Source organism: uncultured Photobacterium sp. (genome assembly GCF_947039875.1).
Classification (GTDB): Bacteria; Pseudomonadota; Gammaproteobacteria; order Enterobacterales; family Vibrionaceae; genus Photobacterium.
Genome location: NZ_CAMRAN010000049.1, coordinates 1 through 18,578 on the forward strand (window position 1 = coordinate 1; position 18,578 = coordinate 18,578).

At 36.8% G+C, this 18,578-nt stretch carries 15 protein-coding genes; 9 read left to right on the forward strand and 6 right to left on the reverse strand.

Translation table 11 applies throughout. From position 1 onward, the window contains the following. Positions 1–361 precede the first annotated feature (361 nt). A complete protein-coding gene (locus tag Q0V26_RS14730) occupies positions 362–2,299 on the reverse strand; it encodes an EAL domain-containing protein (RefSeq protein ID WP_107275974.1) in 1,938 nt (645 codons plus the stop codon). Between the two features lie 269 nt (positions 2,300–2,568). On the opposite strand from Q0V26_RS14730, the gene pdxH reads away from it, so the two are divergent. Beyond that, the gene (gene pdxH / locus Q0V26_RS14735) at positions 2,569–3,207 is read left to right on the forward strand and encodes a pyridoxamine 5'-phosphate oxidase (protein ID WP_297483094.1); all 639 of its coding nucleotides are present in this window, start codon (positions 2,569–2,571) and stop codon (positions 3,205–3,207) included. A gap of 41 nt (positions 3,208–3,248) precedes the next feature. On the opposite strand, the gene Q0V26_RS14740 is transcribed toward pdxH, so the two are convergent. Further along, positions 3,249–3,959, reverse strand: a complete 711-nt coding sequence (locus tag Q0V26_RS14740) for a helix-turn-helix transcriptional regulator (RefSeq protein ID WP_080155413.1) — start codon at positions 3,957–3,959, stop codon at positions 3,249–3,251. Between the two features lie 394 nt (positions 3,960–4,353). After that, entirely contained in the window at positions 4,354–4,785 is a 432-nt protein-coding gene (locus tag Q0V26_RS14745) for a YhbP family protein (protein ID WP_297483099.1), read from the reverse strand. Between the two features lie 463 nt (positions 4,786–5,248). Here Q0V26_RS14745 and Q0V26_RS14750 point away from each other — a divergent pair, with 463 nt between their 5' ends. Further along, the gene (locus tag Q0V26_RS14750; protein ID WP_297483102.1) at positions 5,249–5,677 is read left to right on the forward strand and encodes a DUF11 domain-containing protein; all 429 of its coding nucleotides are present in this window, start codon (positions 5,249–5,251) and stop codon (positions 5,675–5,677) included. 41 nt (positions 5,678–5,718) lie between these two features. Here the strand turns inward: Q0V26_RS14750 and Q0V26_RS14755 are convergent, their stop codons facing one another. Beyond that, on the reverse strand, positions 5,719–6,180 hold the full coding sequence (locus Q0V26_RS14755) for a hypothetical protein (RefSeq protein ID WP_297483103.1): 462 nt from the start codon (positions 6,178–6,180) through the stop codon (positions 5,719–5,721). Positions 6,181–6,256: 76 nt separating this feature from the next. Between Q0V26_RS14755 and Q0V26_RS14760 the strand changes: the two genes are divergently transcribed. From Q0V26_RS14760 to Q0V26_RS14770, 3 genes are all read left to right on the forward strand, one after another. Next, positions 6,257–6,934 carry a CatB-related O-acetyltransferase gene (locus Q0V26_RS14760; RefSeq protein ID WP_297483106.1) on the forward strand — a complete coding sequence of 226 codons (678 nt, stop codon included), beginning with the start codon at positions 6,257–6,259 and terminating at the stop codon, positions 6,932–6,934. Between the two features lie 489 nt (positions 6,935–7,423). Further along, positions 7,424–8,623 carry an acetate/propionate family kinase gene (locus Q0V26_RS14765; protein ID WP_297483109.1) on the forward strand — a complete coding sequence of 400 codons (1,200 nt, stop codon included), beginning with the start codon at positions 7,424–7,426 and terminating at the stop codon, positions 8,621–8,623. Between the two features lie 514 nt (positions 8,624–9,137). Then, positions 9,138–9,341 carry a hypothetical protein gene (locus Q0V26_RS14770; protein WP_297483112.1) on the forward strand — a complete coding sequence of 68 codons (204 nt, stop codon included), beginning with the start codon at positions 9,138–9,140 and terminating at the stop codon, positions 9,339–9,341. Between the two features lie 228 nt (positions 9,342–9,569). Here the strand turns inward: Q0V26_RS14770 and uhpT are convergent, their stop codons facing one another. Continuing rightward, the gene (gene uhpT / locus Q0V26_RS14775; RefSeq protein WP_297483115.1) at positions 9,570–10,958 is read right to left on the reverse strand and encodes a hexose-6-phosphate:phosphate antiporter; all 1,389 of its coding nucleotides are present in this window, start codon (positions 10,956–10,958) and stop codon (positions 9,570–9,572) included. Between the two features lie 721 nt (positions 10,959–11,679). Next, the gene (locus Q0V26_RS14780; RefSeq protein ID WP_297483118.1) at positions 11,680–11,835 is read right to left on the reverse strand and encodes a hypothetical protein; all 156 of its coding nucleotides are present in this window, start codon (positions 11,833–11,835) and stop codon (positions 11,680–11,682) included. Positions 11,836–12,064: 229 nt separating this feature from the next. Between Q0V26_RS14780 and Q0V26_RS14785 the strand changes: the two genes are divergently transcribed. From Q0V26_RS14785 to putP, 4 genes are all read left to right on the forward strand, one after another. Further along, positions 12,065–12,832, forward strand: coding sequence for an AraC family transcriptional regulator (locus Q0V26_RS14785; protein ID WP_297483121.1), 768 nt, complete (start codon positions 12,065–12,067; stop codon positions 12,830–12,832). A gap of 219 nt (positions 12,833–13,051) precedes the next feature. Further along, positions 13,052–16,192, forward strand: a complete 3,141-nt coding sequence (gene putA / locus Q0V26_RS14790; protein WP_297483162.1) for a bifunctional proline dehydrogenase/L-glutamate gamma-semialdehyde dehydrogenase PutA — start codon at positions 13,052–13,054, stop codon at positions 16,190–16,192. 9 nt (positions 16,193–16,201) lie between these two features. After that, a complete protein-coding gene (locus Q0V26_RS14795; protein WP_297483123.1) occupies positions 16,202–16,894 on the forward strand; it encodes a proline dehydrogenase in 693 nt (230 codons plus the stop codon). A 78-nt stretch (positions 16,895–16,972) separates the two neighbouring features. Next, positions 16,973–18,469 (forward strand): sodium/proline symporter PutP, encoded by a 1,497-nt coding sequence (putP, locus tag Q0V26_RS14800; RefSeq protein WP_297483125.1) that lies wholly within the window; start codon positions 16,973–16,975, stop codon positions 18,467–18,469. The last annotated feature ends 109 nt before the right edge of the window (positions 18,470–18,578 follow it).

Below are 18,578 nucleotides of genomic sequence, written 5' to 3' on the forward strand. Positions count from 1 at the left end.
ACAACCATAGCTAACAACCATAGCTAACAACCATAGCTAACAACCATAGCTAACAACCATAGCTAACAACCATAGCTAACAACCATAGCTAACAACCATAGCTAACAGCCATAGCTAACAACCATAGCTAACAATAAGGGGAGTTGGGATAATAAATAAAAAGTATATAGAAAAATATAACATGCAGCAAATTGCTTATTGGTGCATTGGGGGGGGGAATCATTTACACTGTAAATACACCAGGAGGATAGTTTTTTGTCTGAGGTGAAATTGGAATTTACACTGTAAAGTGATAAAAGAAAAAGTCTATTTACAGTGTAAATAGACTTCATCTGTGGTTTGAATTTACAGTGTAAATGATTTATGCAGGTTGAGTGTGTTTATCCGTGATAAATCCTTGATAGCCTCCAACAAATAATTCAGATAGCCGCTCTAATTGAGTTTCTGTTTCTACTCGTGTTGCGATCACTTTAATATTAAGACTGTGTGCAGTTCTACAAATTGAAGATAATACCGTTGATTTAGTTTGATCATTCAGTTGGTGGGTGTAGACGTAATCGATTTTTACGTAATTAGGTTGTAACTCTTTGAGGTAGGTTAAAGATTGAAAATTACGACCATAGTTATCAATACCAAAACCAAACCCGTATTTACGAATAATAGAGCATAAAATACCAGCCGCATCTGTATGCCTGATACAGCTTATTTCTTGAATTTCAAAAAATAACCGAGAGCTGAGTAATGTGTTTTTTTGTAATAAATTATCTAACCATCGAATAAAGCTTGGATCGTTAATACAGCTGTTGGTGATATTTATGGCGAAAGGACCACTTGTCCTATCGGCATTTAATTTATTTATGATCGTAACAATAACGTGTCTGTCAAACCAACTACCTATTTTTAAGTCTTCTATCGCACCTAAGAACATACCTGCTGAATAGTAGTTATTGTTTTTCTTAATGGCGGTAAATACTTCATAATGATAATTGATACCATTTGATAGGGTGGCTGGTTGATATTTGTAAGTAAATAAGTCTTCACTGATGGCTTCTTCAAGTAATGCTTTCCATTGTTGCTTACCTAGTGTGGTTTGATTATTTATATCTTTGATTATTGCCACTGATTCATGAGGCATTATTTTGGCTTGAGTTAATGCATTATCTAGCTGGGTTAATATCTGACTTGGCGTACTTTTGTTGTTATTGAAGACTAAACCAATAGCTACATTGTCATTAATGGTGTTAGTACTTAAGTCATTAAAGACGTTTATTAATGATTTACTATAAAGCGTAAGTTTTTCAATGGATATATTAGGGATAAGAACTGCAAATTCATCTTTAGATAAGCGAGCAAGTGTTGCATCGTTAAAGATTAAAACTTCATTTAATCGTGTTGCTATTGTTTTGACTAATTCATCACCTTGTTTGAAACCTTCATTCTGATAGCACTCATTAATTAAATCTGTTTGAATTAATCCTAAACCACCTTTATGTGATTCATTCAGCCATGAACTGAGTTGATGAATAAAAAAGCTACGGTTCCCAAGCCCTGAAATAGTATCAAGATAAGCTTGTTGCCTTAATTTCATTGCTTCATCTGCTTGGTTTTTAAAGTTTGTGTCTAATTGATAACAAATTTTATTAAAAGATCGCACAATAATGGCTAAATCTGATTCATTTGGTATTGATAGTGGTGCTTGATTTAAATTATCTATTGTTTTAGCGCGGGCTGTTAACCGAGCTAATGCCGAGAAGTTCTTTAAACAAATAACATAAACTAACAAACTTGAGATAAGCGCAATCAGTATATTTGATAGTACGGTTCGCGTGCTTATTTGCCATAATTGTTGGTAATTAAGTATGGGTTGTACTGTTATTGTTAATAAACCAAGCGATTGCTTTTCATGCTCAATTATTCGTTGTTCCGTATGGGATGGAATCGTAAAAATATATTGAAACCAAGCTGGTGAATGAATCGGCGATATAACGTTATCTTGACGGATAAGTTGGCGCGCATCGGCAGATGTCAGGTTTATTTGGCTATAGCTATCATTTGAAAACAGATGATTAACAATGGCTAATAATTTTTTCTCTTGAGTATTTGACATCATTGGAACATTTAGCTTTGTAAGAGCTTGAGGTAGTATAACTAAGGCTCTATTAATATCTGTTTGTGATGCGACGATATGTTGATGTTTTAATGTGGAATAGCTTGAATAAAGTTGTTGTGCAGTCACTGCGCTAACAACTGAGCAAACTAACACGGTTAGGCTAATAACTTGTCGTTTGAAAAGTGTCATAATTTGAGCACCAAAAAAAAGTTAAGTGCAGCACTCAGCGAGTAAACAGTTGATAAAGAGATGCTGAATAAGAAGATATCTATTTGATATAATTTATCAAAACTAAACGATATGCAGTTGATTGTTTGTCAACTAAAGTTCTTTTTCGCTAAATGTGTCTATTTCTTTATGCAATAAATATCCGTTTGCAATCTAGAAGTATTTTTTGTTCAATTATTTATGATGACGTAACGATTTATTATTAAGTATTTTAAAGTAGGAGAGAGAAAATGGACTTAAGTGATATTCGCCGAGAATATACCAAAGGTGGTTTACGTCGCGATGATTTACCCACTGACCCCCTCGATTTATTTAATAAGTGGCTTCAACAAGCTGTTGTTGCCAACTTGCCGGATCCGACTGCAATGACGATTGCGACGGTAAATGCTGACGGTCAACCATTTCAACGGATTGTTTTATTAAAAGATGTCGATAATGAAGGTTTTATTTTCTATACAAATTTAAGTAGCCGTAAGGCTGAACAATTGCATCTAAATAATAGAATCAGTTTACATTTTCCCTGGCATATACTTGATCGCCAAGTCCACGTTACTGGCTATGTAGAGCAACTATCAACACTTGAAGTAATGAAGTATTTTTCAAGTCGTCCAAAAGAAAGTCAAATAGCCGCTTGGGCGAGTAAACAAAGCTCTCGCTTGTCTGCACGGCAGGCTTTAGAAGGTAAGTTTTTTGAATTAAAGCAGAAATTTTCGGCGGGGGAAGTACCCCTTCCTAGTTTCTGGGGCGGATATAGAGTTAAATTCCAAACAATTGAATTTTGGCAAGGTGGTAAACATCGTTTACATGACCGTTTTATATATTCACGTCATCAAGATAATGATTGGAATATTGAACGTTTAGCGCCATAAGCTAATGAATTAGCAGAGTAATCTATACACTGCTAATTTTATTAATATTCACGTAATATGATAGATTGTTGTGTCTTCAACATACTTTCTGGAATATGAGAACCAAAGCCAGCATCAAGCGCTAATTCAATTAACTCACCTTTTGAATTAGCATTGAATTTATCTCGTAGGCGAACAACATAGTTTTCTACTGTTTTTACGGCTAATTGTAATGTTTTAGAGATATATTGTGGTTTCTTACCGTATAGCAGTAAAAACAACACTTCTGATTCGCGGGTATTCAATAAAATATTTACAGGGTGATGATTGAAATGATGACTTTTTTCTTGCTGCTTAATCGCGTCAGTTCGACAGAGCCAATGTCCAATTTCAAGTAGAGATGTATCTTTTAGTTCTATGCCTGAGAAAATGGTACCAATAATTTTATTATTATTGTCTCGCCATGCCGTTTTTGTAAATAAATGTGCTCGCCAAGACCCATCCGCATAAGGATGTATATCAAGAATGCGTAACCGTTTTTCGGTCGTCATTACTTGCAAGTCTTGTTGCTGAAAGATATATGCATATTTAGCGCTTAAATGTGGGATATCAAAATCCGTGAAGCCAATACAATCAAGTGGGTTTTTAAATCCTATGATTTTGGAGTATTCCTCATTTACATAAACAAAAACTGAATTTATATCTTTACAACCCCAACAACCAGGTAATTGGTTTAATATATCTAATGAGGGGTGAGTACTGTGAGTGTCCATTTCTTATGAGCTTTATGTCTATTATTAATAGTAATTTTCGCTAATTGTAATGAGTTTATTACATTGGGTAAATCTATATAGTATGTAATGCTCAATTTATAAGCGAAAATTTATTGAATAAAAAAAGCCGATCATAGAGATCGGCAAAAACAAGACGTTGACTCCTAAGAGTATAATCCTGTACGACGTGTAGAAGAGATAATCAATAAGTATTGTAATTTTATATTACAACCCTTATCGACTTTATCCTTACGGATAATTATTAATACCTCCCCAGTGTTGGGTGAAATACTAATGTGGCAACTATATCTAAGCCGTTGATAACAAAATAGGGGGGAAATCACCCGTTGACATTTGTCAATTGTATTGATATGTGTTCGTGATTGTATGTTATTTAAGTCATTTGAGGAGGCCAAATGAGCTTTTTACCAAAGCCTAGACTATTATCTGTCATCTTTAGCATCGTCAATTTTATTTCCCAAATTGGTGCTGAAATAAATTTTGCCGTAGGAAAAATATTGTAATAAAGATTCTTTGCTCGCTTTTCTTCTTTATTTGTTAGTTTTTCTATATAACCTTTAAATTGGATACCTTTTATATCAATTATATTCTTTGGCTGAGGTGCTATTGTGCCAACGATATTCTTATTTAGTATCATTAATTGACTGTGATGGCTTTCTTCACTTGTCATAATAAATAGAGACATTTTATTTGAATCAAAAATATAATAACAATGAGCACACCATAAATCAGACGGGCTATTTGTGCATAGCGTTAATAAATAATTACTTTTTATAAAATCACATATATGTTTGGTTTCATTCACTATATACCTCGGCCTATTGATTAAATTAAAATATTAGGAAAAATCAATACTTTTTAATTTATTTACACTAATAAAAATGAATAATTATACATAATTGACTTTATCTTTTATTTCACCAGAGGGCAATAATCCTTCTTCTCCGTGAATGGAACGATGATCAAGGCTTTGATAAGTATTTTGAAGGAAGATTGTGTTTGTTTTTTTTAACGTATTGTTTATTAAAGATTTATTATTATGTTTATGTGGCGCTAGTGTCAATAAATGACTGTTTTACAATGTATTAATCATATATTGAATGGGTTATTTTAATTGAAGTAACATTCTCCGTAAAAAATCCTATCTTGATCATCGTTCTGTTGCTGAGGTTATGAGCTTTTTCTTAAAAATAAGACAATGAATGACTAATGAGACAATAAAATCATAAGTAATAAATTTGTTATTTAAGAAAATAAGAGGCAAAATTATGTTGAAGTATCTACGTGATTTTTCTGTTTTTTTTATATTAAATATAACCAGTTATACTGCCTTAGCATCAACTTCTCATGATGTATTTTTAACAAAAACCGTTACCAATATTACGCAGCAGAGTGAAGCATCAACATTGATTGATGCCAAGCCTGGTGATGTAATTGAATACAATATTTATGTCGCTAACAGTACCTATAGTGCTATTTCTAATATTAATATTTCTGCTTCTGTCCCTCATTTTACCGCTTTAGCTACTGCTATTGATTGCAATGATGGCAACTTACCGTCTGCGCTAAGTTGCCAAATCTCGACACCTGATGGTGTTAATGATTATGGATATCAAGGCGGCATTATTTGGCAATTATCTGGCAAGCTTGAGGCTGGTGTTACGGCTCACGTCAGCTATCAAGTAACGATTAAATAATTGAGTCTCTGTTATTTACCGTATAGCAAATTATGTTCTCGTTATAGCGTATGACTATCAATAAAGTGCTGTAATATTTGTAGGCTATTCGGTGAATGAGCTTGTTCTGCAACTAAAAAATCATAAATAGCATTTTCATGGTCAGCAATTAAATTAAATAATTCGTGGTATTGTTGAGCATTATCTGCTTGCTGTTGATAGCGTTGCTGGTAAGGGGCAACCCAAACAACCATCGTATCAATGAGTGCCGTCCACGGCAGGTGAATCCATTTATTAGCATCCTCTATACCTTGTTGTGCCATCTTTTGATCGTAATCTGGACATGTTATGCCTAAAGGTATTAATGCAAGTTTCAGTTCTTTAGCTGTTATAATTTCAACCTCTAATAAAGCCTGCCATTTGTTGTTATGGCGAGGGTCACTATACTGTTCAATAAATGTGGTAAAAAAACTAATACCATAAAGCTCACCTAAGTAAGCATTGTGTAAATGATTAAGTGTCATAGCTAATCCGTTATGATGAGAATTTTATCTATAATATGCTGTTTTGTGGTGAATGTTGAGTATCAAGGAGATAGATATGGCGGTGAGTATTTTTCCATCTTGGATTGGTGGTTATGAAATTAAGCAACATATTACTAATCCTAATATAGAAGTGGGTGATTATAGTTATTATTCAGGTTACTACCATCAACGTCATTTTGAAGATCAATGCGTTCATTATTTGCTAGGGGATAAATCAAGTAATGAAGTATGGAAATCGGGTATTTTTGGTGAAGTCGATAAGCTTATTATTGGCCGTTTTTGTTCAATTGCCAGTGGGGTTGTTATTATGATGGCTGGGAATCAAGGTCATCGACATGATTGGATCTCATCATTTCCATTTGATTTTGCAGAATTTGGTGATGGGGTAAAAAGTGGCTTTGAACGAGCAGGAAATACTATCATTGGTAATGATGTTTGGTTAGGCGCTGAATGTGTGATTATGCCGGGTGTTACTATTGGCGATGGTGCGGTGATTGGAACGCGAGCTGTGATCACTAAAGATGTCGAACCGTATTCGATTGTTGTTGGTAATCCTGGGCGATGTGTTAAAAAACGATTTACATCATCACAGATAAAACAGTTACTTGAAATGCAATGGTGGAATTGGTCACAGGCACAATTAAAAACAGCAATGGCGATTATGTGCAGTGCTGATATTGATCGTCTATATACCTATTATATAACAATGGATAAGCCATCAGTAGATGAATAATTTGTTATTTATTATAAAAAAGCGAATTTGTTTGTGAACAGTAATGTTTTCTTACTATTTAGTATTCGCTGCAAGAATGCATAACTGATAACATTATTTTTATTAAGTCTATACACTCTTTCAGTTGAAATAATGTTGTTAAATTTGGTGTTTATTTGAACTTTTTGATTGATATGTCGCATATTAGTGTTAGTAAGCGCTTAGAATATGAAAAAATTCATATGTGACATTCAACTTAATTTGATTAAATGGTGCGGATTTATGCGAATTAAATCGATTTTCAGTCTTTAAATTGATCTAAACCAGTAAAATTTAAATTTTTAAGTGGTTTATGAAACAAAAGTTGAGACATTAAAAAAAAATTGAGTAGTATGGGCTGTAAGATACTTACTGAGTTGAATGATTATTACGCATTGAACTGAGTAACTATAAAACTGGATGTTGTTAATAAATCCGAAATTCGCCCTTAAATATTCTGATGAGATAACCATGAGCAATTCTTTAGTTCTTGTAATCAATTCTGGTAGTTCTTCACTTAAATTTGCATTGATTGATACGGTAACCGGTGAAGCTACGTTAAGTGGTCTTGGTGAATGTTTTAATCTTCCTGAAGCCGTTGTTAGTTGGAAAGTGAACGGTGAGAAGCAAGAATTTAAACTCAATGGCCTTGACGGTCATCACCAACAAGCAATTGATCGTATTGTTTCTTTAGTTGATGAACTTGGTATGAAAGACGACATTGTGACAATTGGACACCGTGTTGTGCATGGCGGGACTAAGTTTAATTGTACTGTTCATGTTGATGAACAAGTTATGGCTGATATTGAAGCGTTGAGCGATTTAGCTCCGTTACATAATCCGGCTCATGTACTAGGTATGCGTGCAGCAGCAAAAGCTTTTCCAACATTATCACAGTTTGCTGTGTTTGATACTGCTTTCCACCAGACAATGCCAGAAAAAGCATACACCTATGCAATTTCTAAAGAAGTGTGTCAGCAATATAATATTCGTCGTTATGGTGCACACGGTACAAGCCATTATTACGTTACTCGTGAAGCAGCAAAACGTATTAATAAACCTGTTGAAGCATCAAGCTTTATTTCAGTTCACCTTGGTAATGGCGCATCTGTATGTGTGGTTAAAAATGGTGAGAGTATTGATACTTCAATGGGTTTCACCCCGCTTGCTGGTCTTATGATGGGAACGCGTTGTGGTGATATTGATCCAAGTATTCTTGAGTATTTATTGAAGAAAGGTTGGACGCAAGAGCGTTTACATGAAGAACTAGTGAGTAACTCTGGTTTCTTAGGGGTTTCAGGTTTAACCAGCGATTGTCGTGGTATTATTGAAGCGATGGAAGCGGGTAATCATGACGCTAAACTTGCGTTTGAAGTTTTCTGTTACCGTGCGGCAAAATACATTGCTTCATACATGGTTGCATTAGATGAATTAGATGGCATTATCTTTACTGGTGGTATTGGTGAAAACTCTTTACCTGTACGCCGTGAAATTATGCGTTTATTGAAAATTTTTGGATACCGTGAAGACGTTGCTGGTAATGAAGCTGCACGTTTTGGCGCTGAAGGTATTATTAGTCAGGAAAATACACCATTAGCAATGGTGATTCCGACCAATGAAGAGTTTGTGATTGCACAGCAATCGCTAGCACTGCTAAATGCTGACGCATAAGTAGTTGCAAACCACCTTAGACGGAACGCTAAGGTGATATTCTGAAGTGGAACGCAGAATATAGTGAACAGGAAAACGGCTTTGGGCATATGCTCAAAGCCGTTTTATTTTGTAAACTACAAATATTAGCAATGATGAATTGAAATCAATTTGTTCTTATTGTGCAACTGGCTGACCATTATTTCGAGCAACAAACAGCTACTGATGGGAGCTGAGTATCTAGCGCTATATGTTCTTCATCCTCAACAAGCAATTGAACGTATTAATCCTGCTGTAAATGAAGTAAGCAATCTAAAATTACTCTGTAGGGGGCGTTATGACGAAGTGTATTTAAGATAAGTATGATGATCTCAAAAATCATGATCGTAGGCAAATGACCCACAAATGACTCAAATGTTATTTTTTATCATTGTATTTGTGAACTACTTAATGTTTGGTGGTGGTTATATGCTTTTGTAAACCATCATTCTGGTTTATTATCACTGTGTTTATAATCAGTATGTGAAATGTTTTTATGTGGTTTGAAAGCAAGAAAAAAGCAACCGTAGTGGATAAAGAGAAATTAATTTCTGAGCTTCACGAGCTTGTTTTAAAGCAATATAGTCAACATGATATTAAGTTAATAAAAAATATAACCTCAAAAGGGGGGATTGAACTACATTTTGCTGTTGCTGGTGAAGATGTACTTCAGATGAGTATTGAATCATCTAATGCTTAATTTTTATCACAAAAATCAGCGTTCAGCCTTTATTGCTGAAGATAAAAATAATTTAAATTATTTAGTGGTTTATTCTATAATTTTTTGTATGACCTAATTACCACCGATATTTATCCAGTTTTAATTATTTTCTGGTATCGGTGGTAAATATCTTTAATTCAGAATATATCGTTAAATTAAAAATAGATTATATAATTATTTAATATGCTTTGGTGTATATTAAATATATTAATGTACTACTGATTGTTGTTTTAATTTACGGATTTTAATCTCTTCAAATAAAGCGATAACTGCCATTAATACACAACAAGCAATTGCAGCTGCTTTAATGGCTGCAAAGGTACCAGTCCAACCATCAAGGCCAAAGAAAGGGTTACCTTCTGCAATGTAACCAAGACCAATTTTTGCAAATGAGTCACCAATTAGGTAAGCAAACGTGCCTTTAACACCATCAGCTGCAGCTAGACCTTGTTTAGGTACAAAACCGATTGCTGCAACACCAATAAGTAGTTGAGGTGCAAATACTAAGAAACCTAATGCAAATAGAGATGCTTTATAAGCAAAAATTGAGTCTGCGTGTTGGTAGTAACCTAGTGTAAATACAATACAAACTAGAGCAAAACAAGATACAGCACCACGGCGACCATTAAATAAATCTGATAATAGACCCCATAAACAAGTGCCGACTAATGCACCGACTTCAAACATGGTAAAACCAGAGTTTGCAACGTCTTTAGAGAAACCTAAAATTTGGTGTGCGTAAACGGTTGACCACTGGTCAATACCACTACGTACGATGTAAAGAAAGACGTTAGCAAAACAAAGGATCCAGATAACTTTATTAAAGAGAACATATTTCTTAAAAATTTCCATTTTAGTCAATTTGTTTTCTATAACTGCATTATCTTCTTCTGAAACAGGCTCTTCAAAGATTTCTTCTACAGTACCCAAGCCATAAGCTTCAGGGCTATCATTACCCATAAAGAAGCCGATGAGTGCAATAATGATAGCGATCACAGCTGGGAAGATAAACATCCCTTTTACGTCACCACCAAAGAAGTAATCTGCACCAAACATCGCTACAGCGGCTGCTAATGCGCCACCTGCGTTATGTGAAATGTTCCAGAAGCCAACACCTAGGCCACGACGATTACGTGGTGTCCAGTTAGTAATCGTTACTACTGAGTTTGAACCACCGCCTGATTGAAAGAAGCCTGAAGCCGCATATAGGATGGTCATCATAATAAATTGGCTAGAACTTGGTCCCATGACTAAGCCCATACCAAGAATACAAAAACCTGATAATAGTAGACCTAGAGGAAGAATGTTTTTCGCATTCTTACCGCCAGACCAGTAGTTTAAAATGGTCTTACCAACACCATAAGTAATTGAAAAACCAAGACCGATAGTACCAAGCTGGGTTAAACTCATGCCATAGTCAGAAATCATATCATTCTGAGCTATATTGAAGTTTTTACGGACCAAATACATGGCCATATAACTAACGAAAACGACTAAATAGGACTTTAGAAAAGGAGAAAACCATAGTTTACGACGTTCTTTTGGCGATAGGTCAAGCGTAGGCTTGCGGACTCGTTGAAGTATTGATAATTCCATCGATTGAATCTCGTTAGGGCTTAAATCAGATTTGTACTGGTAAGACAAATCACTATGGCGAGACCATACCGATGATACAGGCAAATGGATTAAGAATTTTTCCTAGTTTTTTTATGGAATTTTAAATCTCAAAGTTAGATCACGTTTTTTAATATTTATAGTGAAATCTTTGGTTGCATTTTTGATATGGTAGTAGAAGGTTATTTATCGCCATTCATTATGATTGTGTTTTTATAGAAATCAATAAAATAATAATAATTTATTAGAAATAGTATAAATTGTTATTATTAATTGGTTACAGGTGGATCTGTTTTCTTATTTTTATTTTAAACTAGAAAAATAATACAAATGATAATGTTTAAAGAGCATTAAAAATAAATAATTATTTAAATGAAGATTTAGCGTGTAACTGTAGATGTTTATTTTCAAGTTATAGGGTGTTGATTATTATTATAAATATAAAAGTAAGTGCCTATTTTTGGTCATTTTTGATAAAGATCACATCTTTAAATTTGCCTATTCTCGATTTATCTACCATAGTTTAATTAACCTGAACTGAGATATATTATCGAGCTTACGGAGGAAACAAGCTGTTTTCATCTAACTTAGGGATTCAGGTTCCGGTTGTTATTAGTAGACCTATTCAACCCGTTATTAATAGCAATCAAGTTGCAACGCGTAACAGTAAGTGAAATACGTAAAAGCTTCTAAGGTAACACTCTTAGTTGTTAACAATTTGGATAGCAATACCGTAAAAATCTTGCTTCTTCGTCAAAATATCGGTCCATACATTGTTATCGGACACGCCAAGCTCAACGTAATGAGTGACGAAGCGTAACAAACTTGATGTGCCATATAAGTACATTAAGTGCAACATCCCAGCCGCACTTCTATAGTGCGGCTTTTTTATGAGTAGCGAGAAGGTAGTTAGTTTTAAATACGTATTATTAATAATTATTGTTGAAATTATTAATATATTGATATTGAGATATTTTTTCGTTTTATCCACAAAAAAAGTGGGTAACTATTTAGTCATAATGTATTGAGGTGATTATTTTTGATGCAATGAAACATCGTTATAAACCGCCCTATGTAAGGAAGCAATGATGCAGCAGAAGTTACAACCATCAGCCGTAATTAGTTTAGCTCAAACTGCGAGTTATCACCGTCATAGTCACCATCAAATTGTGATTAGTTTATCGGGGCAATCAGAGTTTAATATTGATGGGGTAACAAGTTTAATCTACCCAGGACTTGGCTGCTTAGTGATGGCAAATTGTGATCATACCTTTGTTGGTGTGGGTGATAATGAATTGTTAGTGATTAATTTACCGCGAGGGTTTAATCACAATAACGAGATGGAGCAACGTATTACACAATTGTTTTCTCATTCAGGATATTTCAATTTAGATAATCAGTCTCAACAATTGATTCAATTGTTGGCTTTTGAGATGAAAGCGAATCCTGATGATGGATTGTTACAGCAAGCATGTACTATGACTTTATTGTGTATATTGCAACGTCATTTTAAAATTACTCGCGGCGCAAACTTATCCCAACGCATTGATATTGATATGATTAATGGTTTTATTCAACGTAATATTAACCATAAGATTTCAGTGCCACAATTAGCCGCAATCGTTTTTCTATCTGAAAGTCAGTTTTATGCGTCGTTTAAAGCACAAACAGGTTTCACGCCGCAACGGTATATATTACAAAAACGGCTACAGCTTGCTAAGCAATTACTGCAAGAGAGTAAATTAACCTTGGCTGATATTGCTCAAATTTGTGGTTTTGCAGGCCAAAGTAGTTTTTCTCAGGCATTTAGACGGTTGTGTGGTATTTCTCCGGCGCGTTATCAGCGTCAATTTTAACAATTTTGTATCATTATTGATGAGGTTACGTATTAAATGTTATAACCAAGGCTGTGTTTGCATCTGATTTTATGAATCAGCAGAGTTTGACTAAAAAAATTCAGAGAAAATAGCAAGACGACTATCTCTCATCAGCATAATATCGGCATTAAATAACAATGTCGTAACATTTTCTGTGTGGAGAATGTTTTAATGGCCGATTATATTGAGGTATTTGCTATGTTTAATGCTGCTGATGTTCTTCAGCCTTCTTTTCTTGATCAACCACTCGATCGGTTATGGTCACTGATTTCACCCCATTATGCCGTCGATGAATCATGGTGGCTGGCTCAGTTATTGCCATTAGCTACGCCCTCTGTACAAGAGCGTCATGATATTGAGCAACAAGCTACTGAATTAATTGTACGCGTGAGAGCAGATAAACATGCAGTGCAAATGATAGATGCATTGTTATTGGAATATAGCTTAGATACCAAAGAAGGTATTTTGCTTATGTGCTTGGCTGAAGCACTGATGCGTATTCCTGATGCAGCGACAGCGGATGCGTTGATTCGAGATAAATTAACAGTTGCTGATTGGAAATCCCATCTTAAAAATTCTGATTCGTTATTTGTGAACGCCTCAACTTGGGGACTCATGCTCACGGGTAAAGTGGTTGGATTAGGTATGCAACGTAATGACTCATCGTCTGATGTGATTAATCGGCTAGTGACTAAAATGTCTGAACCGGTGATCCGTCAAGCAATGCATCAAGCCATGAAAATCATGGGTCATCAGTTTGTGTTGGGGCGTGATATTGATGAAGCTATGAAAAATGGTAAATCAAAGCGTGAACAAGGTTTTAGTTACTCGTTTGATATGTTGGGAGAAGCGGCATTAACGGCGACAGATGCCAGTAAGTATTACCAAGATTACCTAACAGCTATCGTTGCCGTCGGACGTGATATCTATTCTGTTCAGAAAGGGGCAAATGGTGCTTCACCTAATCCGACCATATCGATAAAACTATCAGCATTACATCCTCGTTATGATGTTGCGAGCGAAGCGCGAGTCTTAAATGAAATGTATGACTCAGTATTGTCGCTGTTACTCTGTGCACGCGAGCACAATGTCGGTATCACCATTGATGCCGAAGAAGTTGATAGATTAGAGTTGTCATTAAAATTATTTAAACAGTTATATCAGTCACCGCAAATACGTGGTTGGGGTCGATTTGGTATAGTGGTTCAAGCCTATTCAAAACGTGCTTTACCTGTATTAGCTTGGGTGGCTGGGTTAGCTAAACAGCAAGGTGATATTATTCCATTGCGCTTGGTTAAAGGGGCTTATTGGGATAGTGAGCTTAAATTAAGTCAACAAGGGGGATATAGCGCTTACCCTGTATTTACCCGCAAAGAAGCGACGGATACATCATATTTAGCCTGTGCAAGAATGTTGCTATCGCCAGCCTTTAATGACGTTATTTACCCACAGTTCGCTACTCATAATGCACATACGGTTAGCGCAATAGTGGCAATGGCACCACATAATCATTACGAGTTTCAACGCTTACATGGCATGGGGGATGCGCTGTATAACCATGTGATGGCGATGCACAATGCACAGATCCGTATTTATGCGCCAGTGGGGAGCCATAAAGATCTATTGCCTTATTTGGTGCGACGATTATTAGAAAATGGTGCCAATAGTTCATTTGTTCATCGTTTAGTTGATGCAGATTGCCCTATTGCTGAACTGACAGAGCATCCAGTTGATAGCTTAGAAAAACGTCAAACATTACATAATAATTTGATCCCGTTACCGCCAGAAATCTTTGGTAATGAGCGCCGAAACTCGACCGCAATCAATATTGATATTGATTCTCAATGGCAGCCTTTCAATGCTGGTGTAGCTGCTTTTGCTGATTATCAATGGCAGGCTGCGCCGTTACCAATGACGACCACTGGTGTTACAGCAGAAATCATAACAGTGACGGCACCTCATGATCGACGAGAGGCTGTCGGTGAAGTAACGTTTGCGACTGAAGTTCAAGTAGATGAGGCGATATCACTGGCTGCAAATGCCTTTAATGATTGGTCAGCAAGCGCAGCTTCTGTACGTTGTCATTATCTATGGTTACTCGCTGAGCAGTTAGAACATCATCAACATGAATTGGTGGCGTTATGCCATCGTGAAGCAGGTAAAACTATTCAAGATTCGATTGATGAAATACGAGAGGCGGTGGATTTCTGTCGTTATTATGCCCAGCAAGCGGTACAGCATTTTGAATCACCGCAACGGATCACCAATCACTGTGGCATTGATCAGCAATTACGCTATCAAGGTCGAGGCGTATTTGTGTGTATTAGTCCATGGAATTTTCCCTTAGCGATTTTTATCGGTCAAATTAGTGCGGCATTAGCGGCGGGCAATACCGTTGTTGCTAAACCTGCCGAACAAACATCATTAATTGCTTATCGTGCGATTGAACTTCTGCTTGAGACTGGGATCCCTGCTGGCGTTATTCAGTTTTTGCCAGGACGTGGCGCGGATATTGGCCCGCAATTATTGTCTGATGAGCGTATTGCAGGCGTGGTGTTTACGGGGTCGACACCAACCGCACAGGTGATTAATCGAGCGCTAGCGGCAAGGGAGTGTGTACCTGTGCCCTTTATTGCAGAAACGGGAGGACAAAATGCAATGATTGTTGATAGTACAGCATTGCCAGAGCAAGTGGTACGTGATGTGGTGCGATCAGCTTTTGCATCTGCTGGCCAACGTTGTTCTGCGTTGCGAGTACTTTTTGTTCAAACCGATATTGCTGATCGGGTGATTGATTTAATTAAAGGGGCAATGGCTGAGATCAAGGTCGGGCGTCCTGAACTTCATCGTACTGATGTTGGACCTGTTATTGATAGGGTTGCACGTGACAAATTGCTGACGCATATCGAGACTCTAAAAAAACAAGCCAAATTGATTGCACAAACGCCGCTAAGTACTGAGTGTCAGTTCGGTGATTTTGTGCCACCCACGGCGATTGAAATCAGTGATATTACGTTATTACAACAAGAAAACTTTGGTCCTATTTTGCATGTGATTCGGTTTAAGGCTAAGGAGTTATCTCATGTAATTGATCAAATAAACCACACTGGATTTGGATTAACGTTGGCGATCCATAGTCGCAATGAGCGCACTTATCTCGATATAGAGCAACGTGTACGTGTAGGTAATTGTTATATAAATAGAGATCAAGTTGGTGCTGCTGTCGGGGTGCAACCTTTTGGTGGTCAGGGACTATCAGGTACGGGACCAAAAGCGGGTGGGCCACATTATTTATACCGTTTTACTCAAGATTGCATTCAACCAATAAATAACCAATAAGGAGTCGTCATGCAGCAAACAGCAAATAGTCTACAAATATTTATTGATAACAGTGAAGTGGTGATGCTCCGTTGGAATAGTCTTGGTTTTGTTGATCGAGCGGCGATTTTACAACGTTGGGCAAAGCAGTTGCCGATGAATATTGGCGCTATGGTGAACTACCAATGTACCAATGCAATGCAATATGTCGCTGATACTGAATTAATGCCAGGACCAACCGGTGAAACCAATGCGCTGTATTGCAGTGGTCGAGGTGTGTTTATTGTTTCAGCGCAGCAAGGGATCACCGCGGAAGCAATTGTGGGTCAATTAACCGCAGCATTAGTGTGTGGTAATTCAGTATTACTGTGTATTGATGATGAGCAATACGCTCAGCAGATAAAACAGGAGCTTGAACTGTTAGGGTGTACTACTGATGTGATAATGGCGGTTAATATTACTCAACTTGATGGGTTAGTTAGTCATCCTCAAACTGTGGGTGTCGCCTATTGTGGTGATCTGCAAACGACACAGCATCTGGCGCGTCAATTAGCACAGCGAGAAGGATTATTAGCGCAGTTAGTTAGCGAACTTGATGATGAGGCATTACCTGTTATTGGTGCTCAGCGTTATTGCTTACGCTTTGTCACTGAGAGTACACGCACGATTAATATTACTGCGGTAGGAGGAAATGCCACTTTATTAGAATTAGGAAGTGGCTAAACAGTGTAATGCGATTTACATGCAGTAATCATAATAGGCCTTTGCAATGAACAGAGGCTACTCAAAAGGAATAAAGGAATGATAGAAAATAACATCGCTATAACCGCTACGTTTATAGCTTACCTTATCGCTATGTTAGCAATTGGATATATTGCTTATAAGCGTACCGCAAATTCAAGTGATTACTTTCTGGGAGGTCGATCTCTTGGGCCATGGCCTGCTGCGTTATCAGCCGGAGCATCAGATATGAGTGGGTGGTTATTACTTGGGTTACCCGGTTATGCTTACCTTGCTGGGATTGAATCGCTATGGTTAGCTGGAGGACTACTATTGGGGACGTGGCTTAATTGGTTAATCTGTGCTAAACGTCTGCGTACTTACAGTATTACTGCGGATAATTCATTAACATTACCTGAATTTTTATCGCGACGATTTGATGATAAATCTAAACTTATTCAAACCCTATCCGCATTTTTTATTTTGCTTTTTTTCCTTTTTTATACCAGTGCAGGGTTAGTTGCCGGCGGTAAATTATTTGAGACTGTATTTGGACTTGATTACACCGTTGCTGTCATTCTTGGTACCGTTTGTGTGGTGTCTTATACTTTATTTGGTGGTTTTTTAGCCGTGTCATGGACGGATTTAGCGCAGGGTTTACTGATGTCTGCTGCGTTAGTGATTGTGCCTATTGCAGCTATGAATTTAAATCAACATCATCTAATCGATATGCTTTATGAAAAAAATCCTGAGTTATTGACTTTATGGCGTAATGTTAAAGGTGAGCCTTTATCATGGATTGCAATTCTCTCATTAGTGGGGTGGGGAGCAGGGTATTTCGGCCAACCGCATATTTTAGCGCGCTTTAAAGCAACACGTTCTAATAAAGATATTAATACGGCTCGACGTATTGCTGTGGTGTGGACTGCATTGTCAATGGTCGGTGCGGTACTTGTTGGACTAACAGGTATTATCTTTGTCGATGGGCAACTTGGGGGGACGTTAGCCGATAGTGAAAAGATATTTATGCTACTGGTTAATGCTATTTTTCACCCGATAGTCGCTGGCATTTTATTAGCCGCTATTCTTGCTGCGATAATGAGTACTGCAGACTCACAATTATTAGTATCATCGTCCGCCCTTGCAGAAGATTTTTATAAGCAAGTTTTTCGACCTCAAGCTTCAAGTAAAGAGGTTGTGATGATAGGACGTATTGCTGTGATTGTATTATCAATTATAGCGTTGATGCTGGCGTTAAATCCTGATAGTTCAGTGTTAGACTTGGTCTCTTATGCATGGGCCGGGTTTGGCGCCGCATTTGGTCCAGTATTATTGCTCAGTTTATATTGGCAATCGATGAACCGTTATGGTGCGTTAGCGGGCATTATTGTTGGGGCTGTTACTGTGGTGGTATGGAAGCAAATAACGGGTGGTATTTTTGACTTATATGAAATTATTCCTGGATTTATACTCGCTACTGTTGCGGTAGTGGTAGTCAGTAAAATAACTGGTCCGCCGTCAGTTGCAGTACAACAGCAATTTCAACGTTACCAGCAAAATTTAGTTGATTTCAAATAGCAACTTACCATCAATTAATAAGCATCCCTATATTGGTGGGATGCTTATCTTTGCAATGTGGTTTGAATAAAAGTCTGTATTTAGTGACTGAAGCAAGGTTAATAAAAGC

Bases quoted from the DNA above. Each gene is read 5' to 3' on its own strand.
- Q0V26_RS14795 (WP_297483123.1), top strand. From the start codon at position 16,202: ATGCAGCAAACAGCAAATAGTCTACAAATATTTATTGATAACAGTGAA.
- Q0V26_RS14755 (WP_297483103.1), bottom strand. From the start codon at position 6,180: ATGACACTTAATCATTTACACAATGCTTACTTAGGTGAGCTTTATGGT.
- Q0V26_RS14740 (WP_080155413.1), bottom strand. From the start codon at position 3,959: ATGGACACTCACAGTACTCACCCCTCATTAGATATATTAAACCAATTA.
- pdxH (WP_297483094.1), top strand. From the start codon at position 2,569: ATGGACTTAAGTGATATTCGCCGAGAATATACCAAAGGTGGTTTACGT.
- Q0V26_RS14785 (WP_297483121.1), top strand. From the start codon at position 12,065: ATGCAGCAGAAGTTACAACCATCAGCCGTAATTAGTTTAGCTCAAACT.
- putA (WP_297483162.1), top strand. From the start codon at position 13,052: ATGTTTAATGCTGCTGATGTTCTTCAGCCTTCTTTTCTTGATCAACCA.
- Q0V26_RS14765 (WP_297483109.1), top strand. From the start codon at position 7,424: ATGAGCAATTCTTTAGTTCTTGTAATCAATTCTGGTAGTTCTTCACTT.
- Q0V26_RS14770 (WP_297483112.1), top strand. From the start codon at position 9,138: ATGTGGTTTGAAAGCAAGAAAAAAGCAACCGTAGTGGATAAAGAGAAA.
- Q0V26_RS14730 (WP_107275974.1), bottom strand. From the start codon at position 2,299: ATGACACTTTTCAAACGACAAGTTATTAGCCTAACCGTGTTAGTTTGC.
- Q0V26_RS14760 (WP_297483106.1), top strand. From the start codon at position 6,257: ATGGCGGTGAGTATTTTTCCATCTTGGATTGGTGGTTATGAAATTAAG.
- Q0V26_RS14780 (WP_297483118.1), bottom strand. From the start codon at position 11,835: ATGTTGCACTTAATGTACTTATATGGCACATCAAGTTTGTTACGCTTC.
- putP (WP_297483125.1), top strand. From the start codon at position 16,973: ATGATAGAAAATAACATCGCTATAACCGCTACGTTTATAGCTTACCTT.
- Q0V26_RS14750 (WP_297483102.1), top strand. From the start codon at position 5,249: ATGTTGAAGTATCTACGTGATTTTTCTGTTTTTTTTATATTAAATATA.
- uhpT (WP_297483115.1), bottom strand. From the start codon at position 10,958: ATGGAATTATCAATACTTCAACGAGTCCGCAAGCCTACGCTTGACCTA.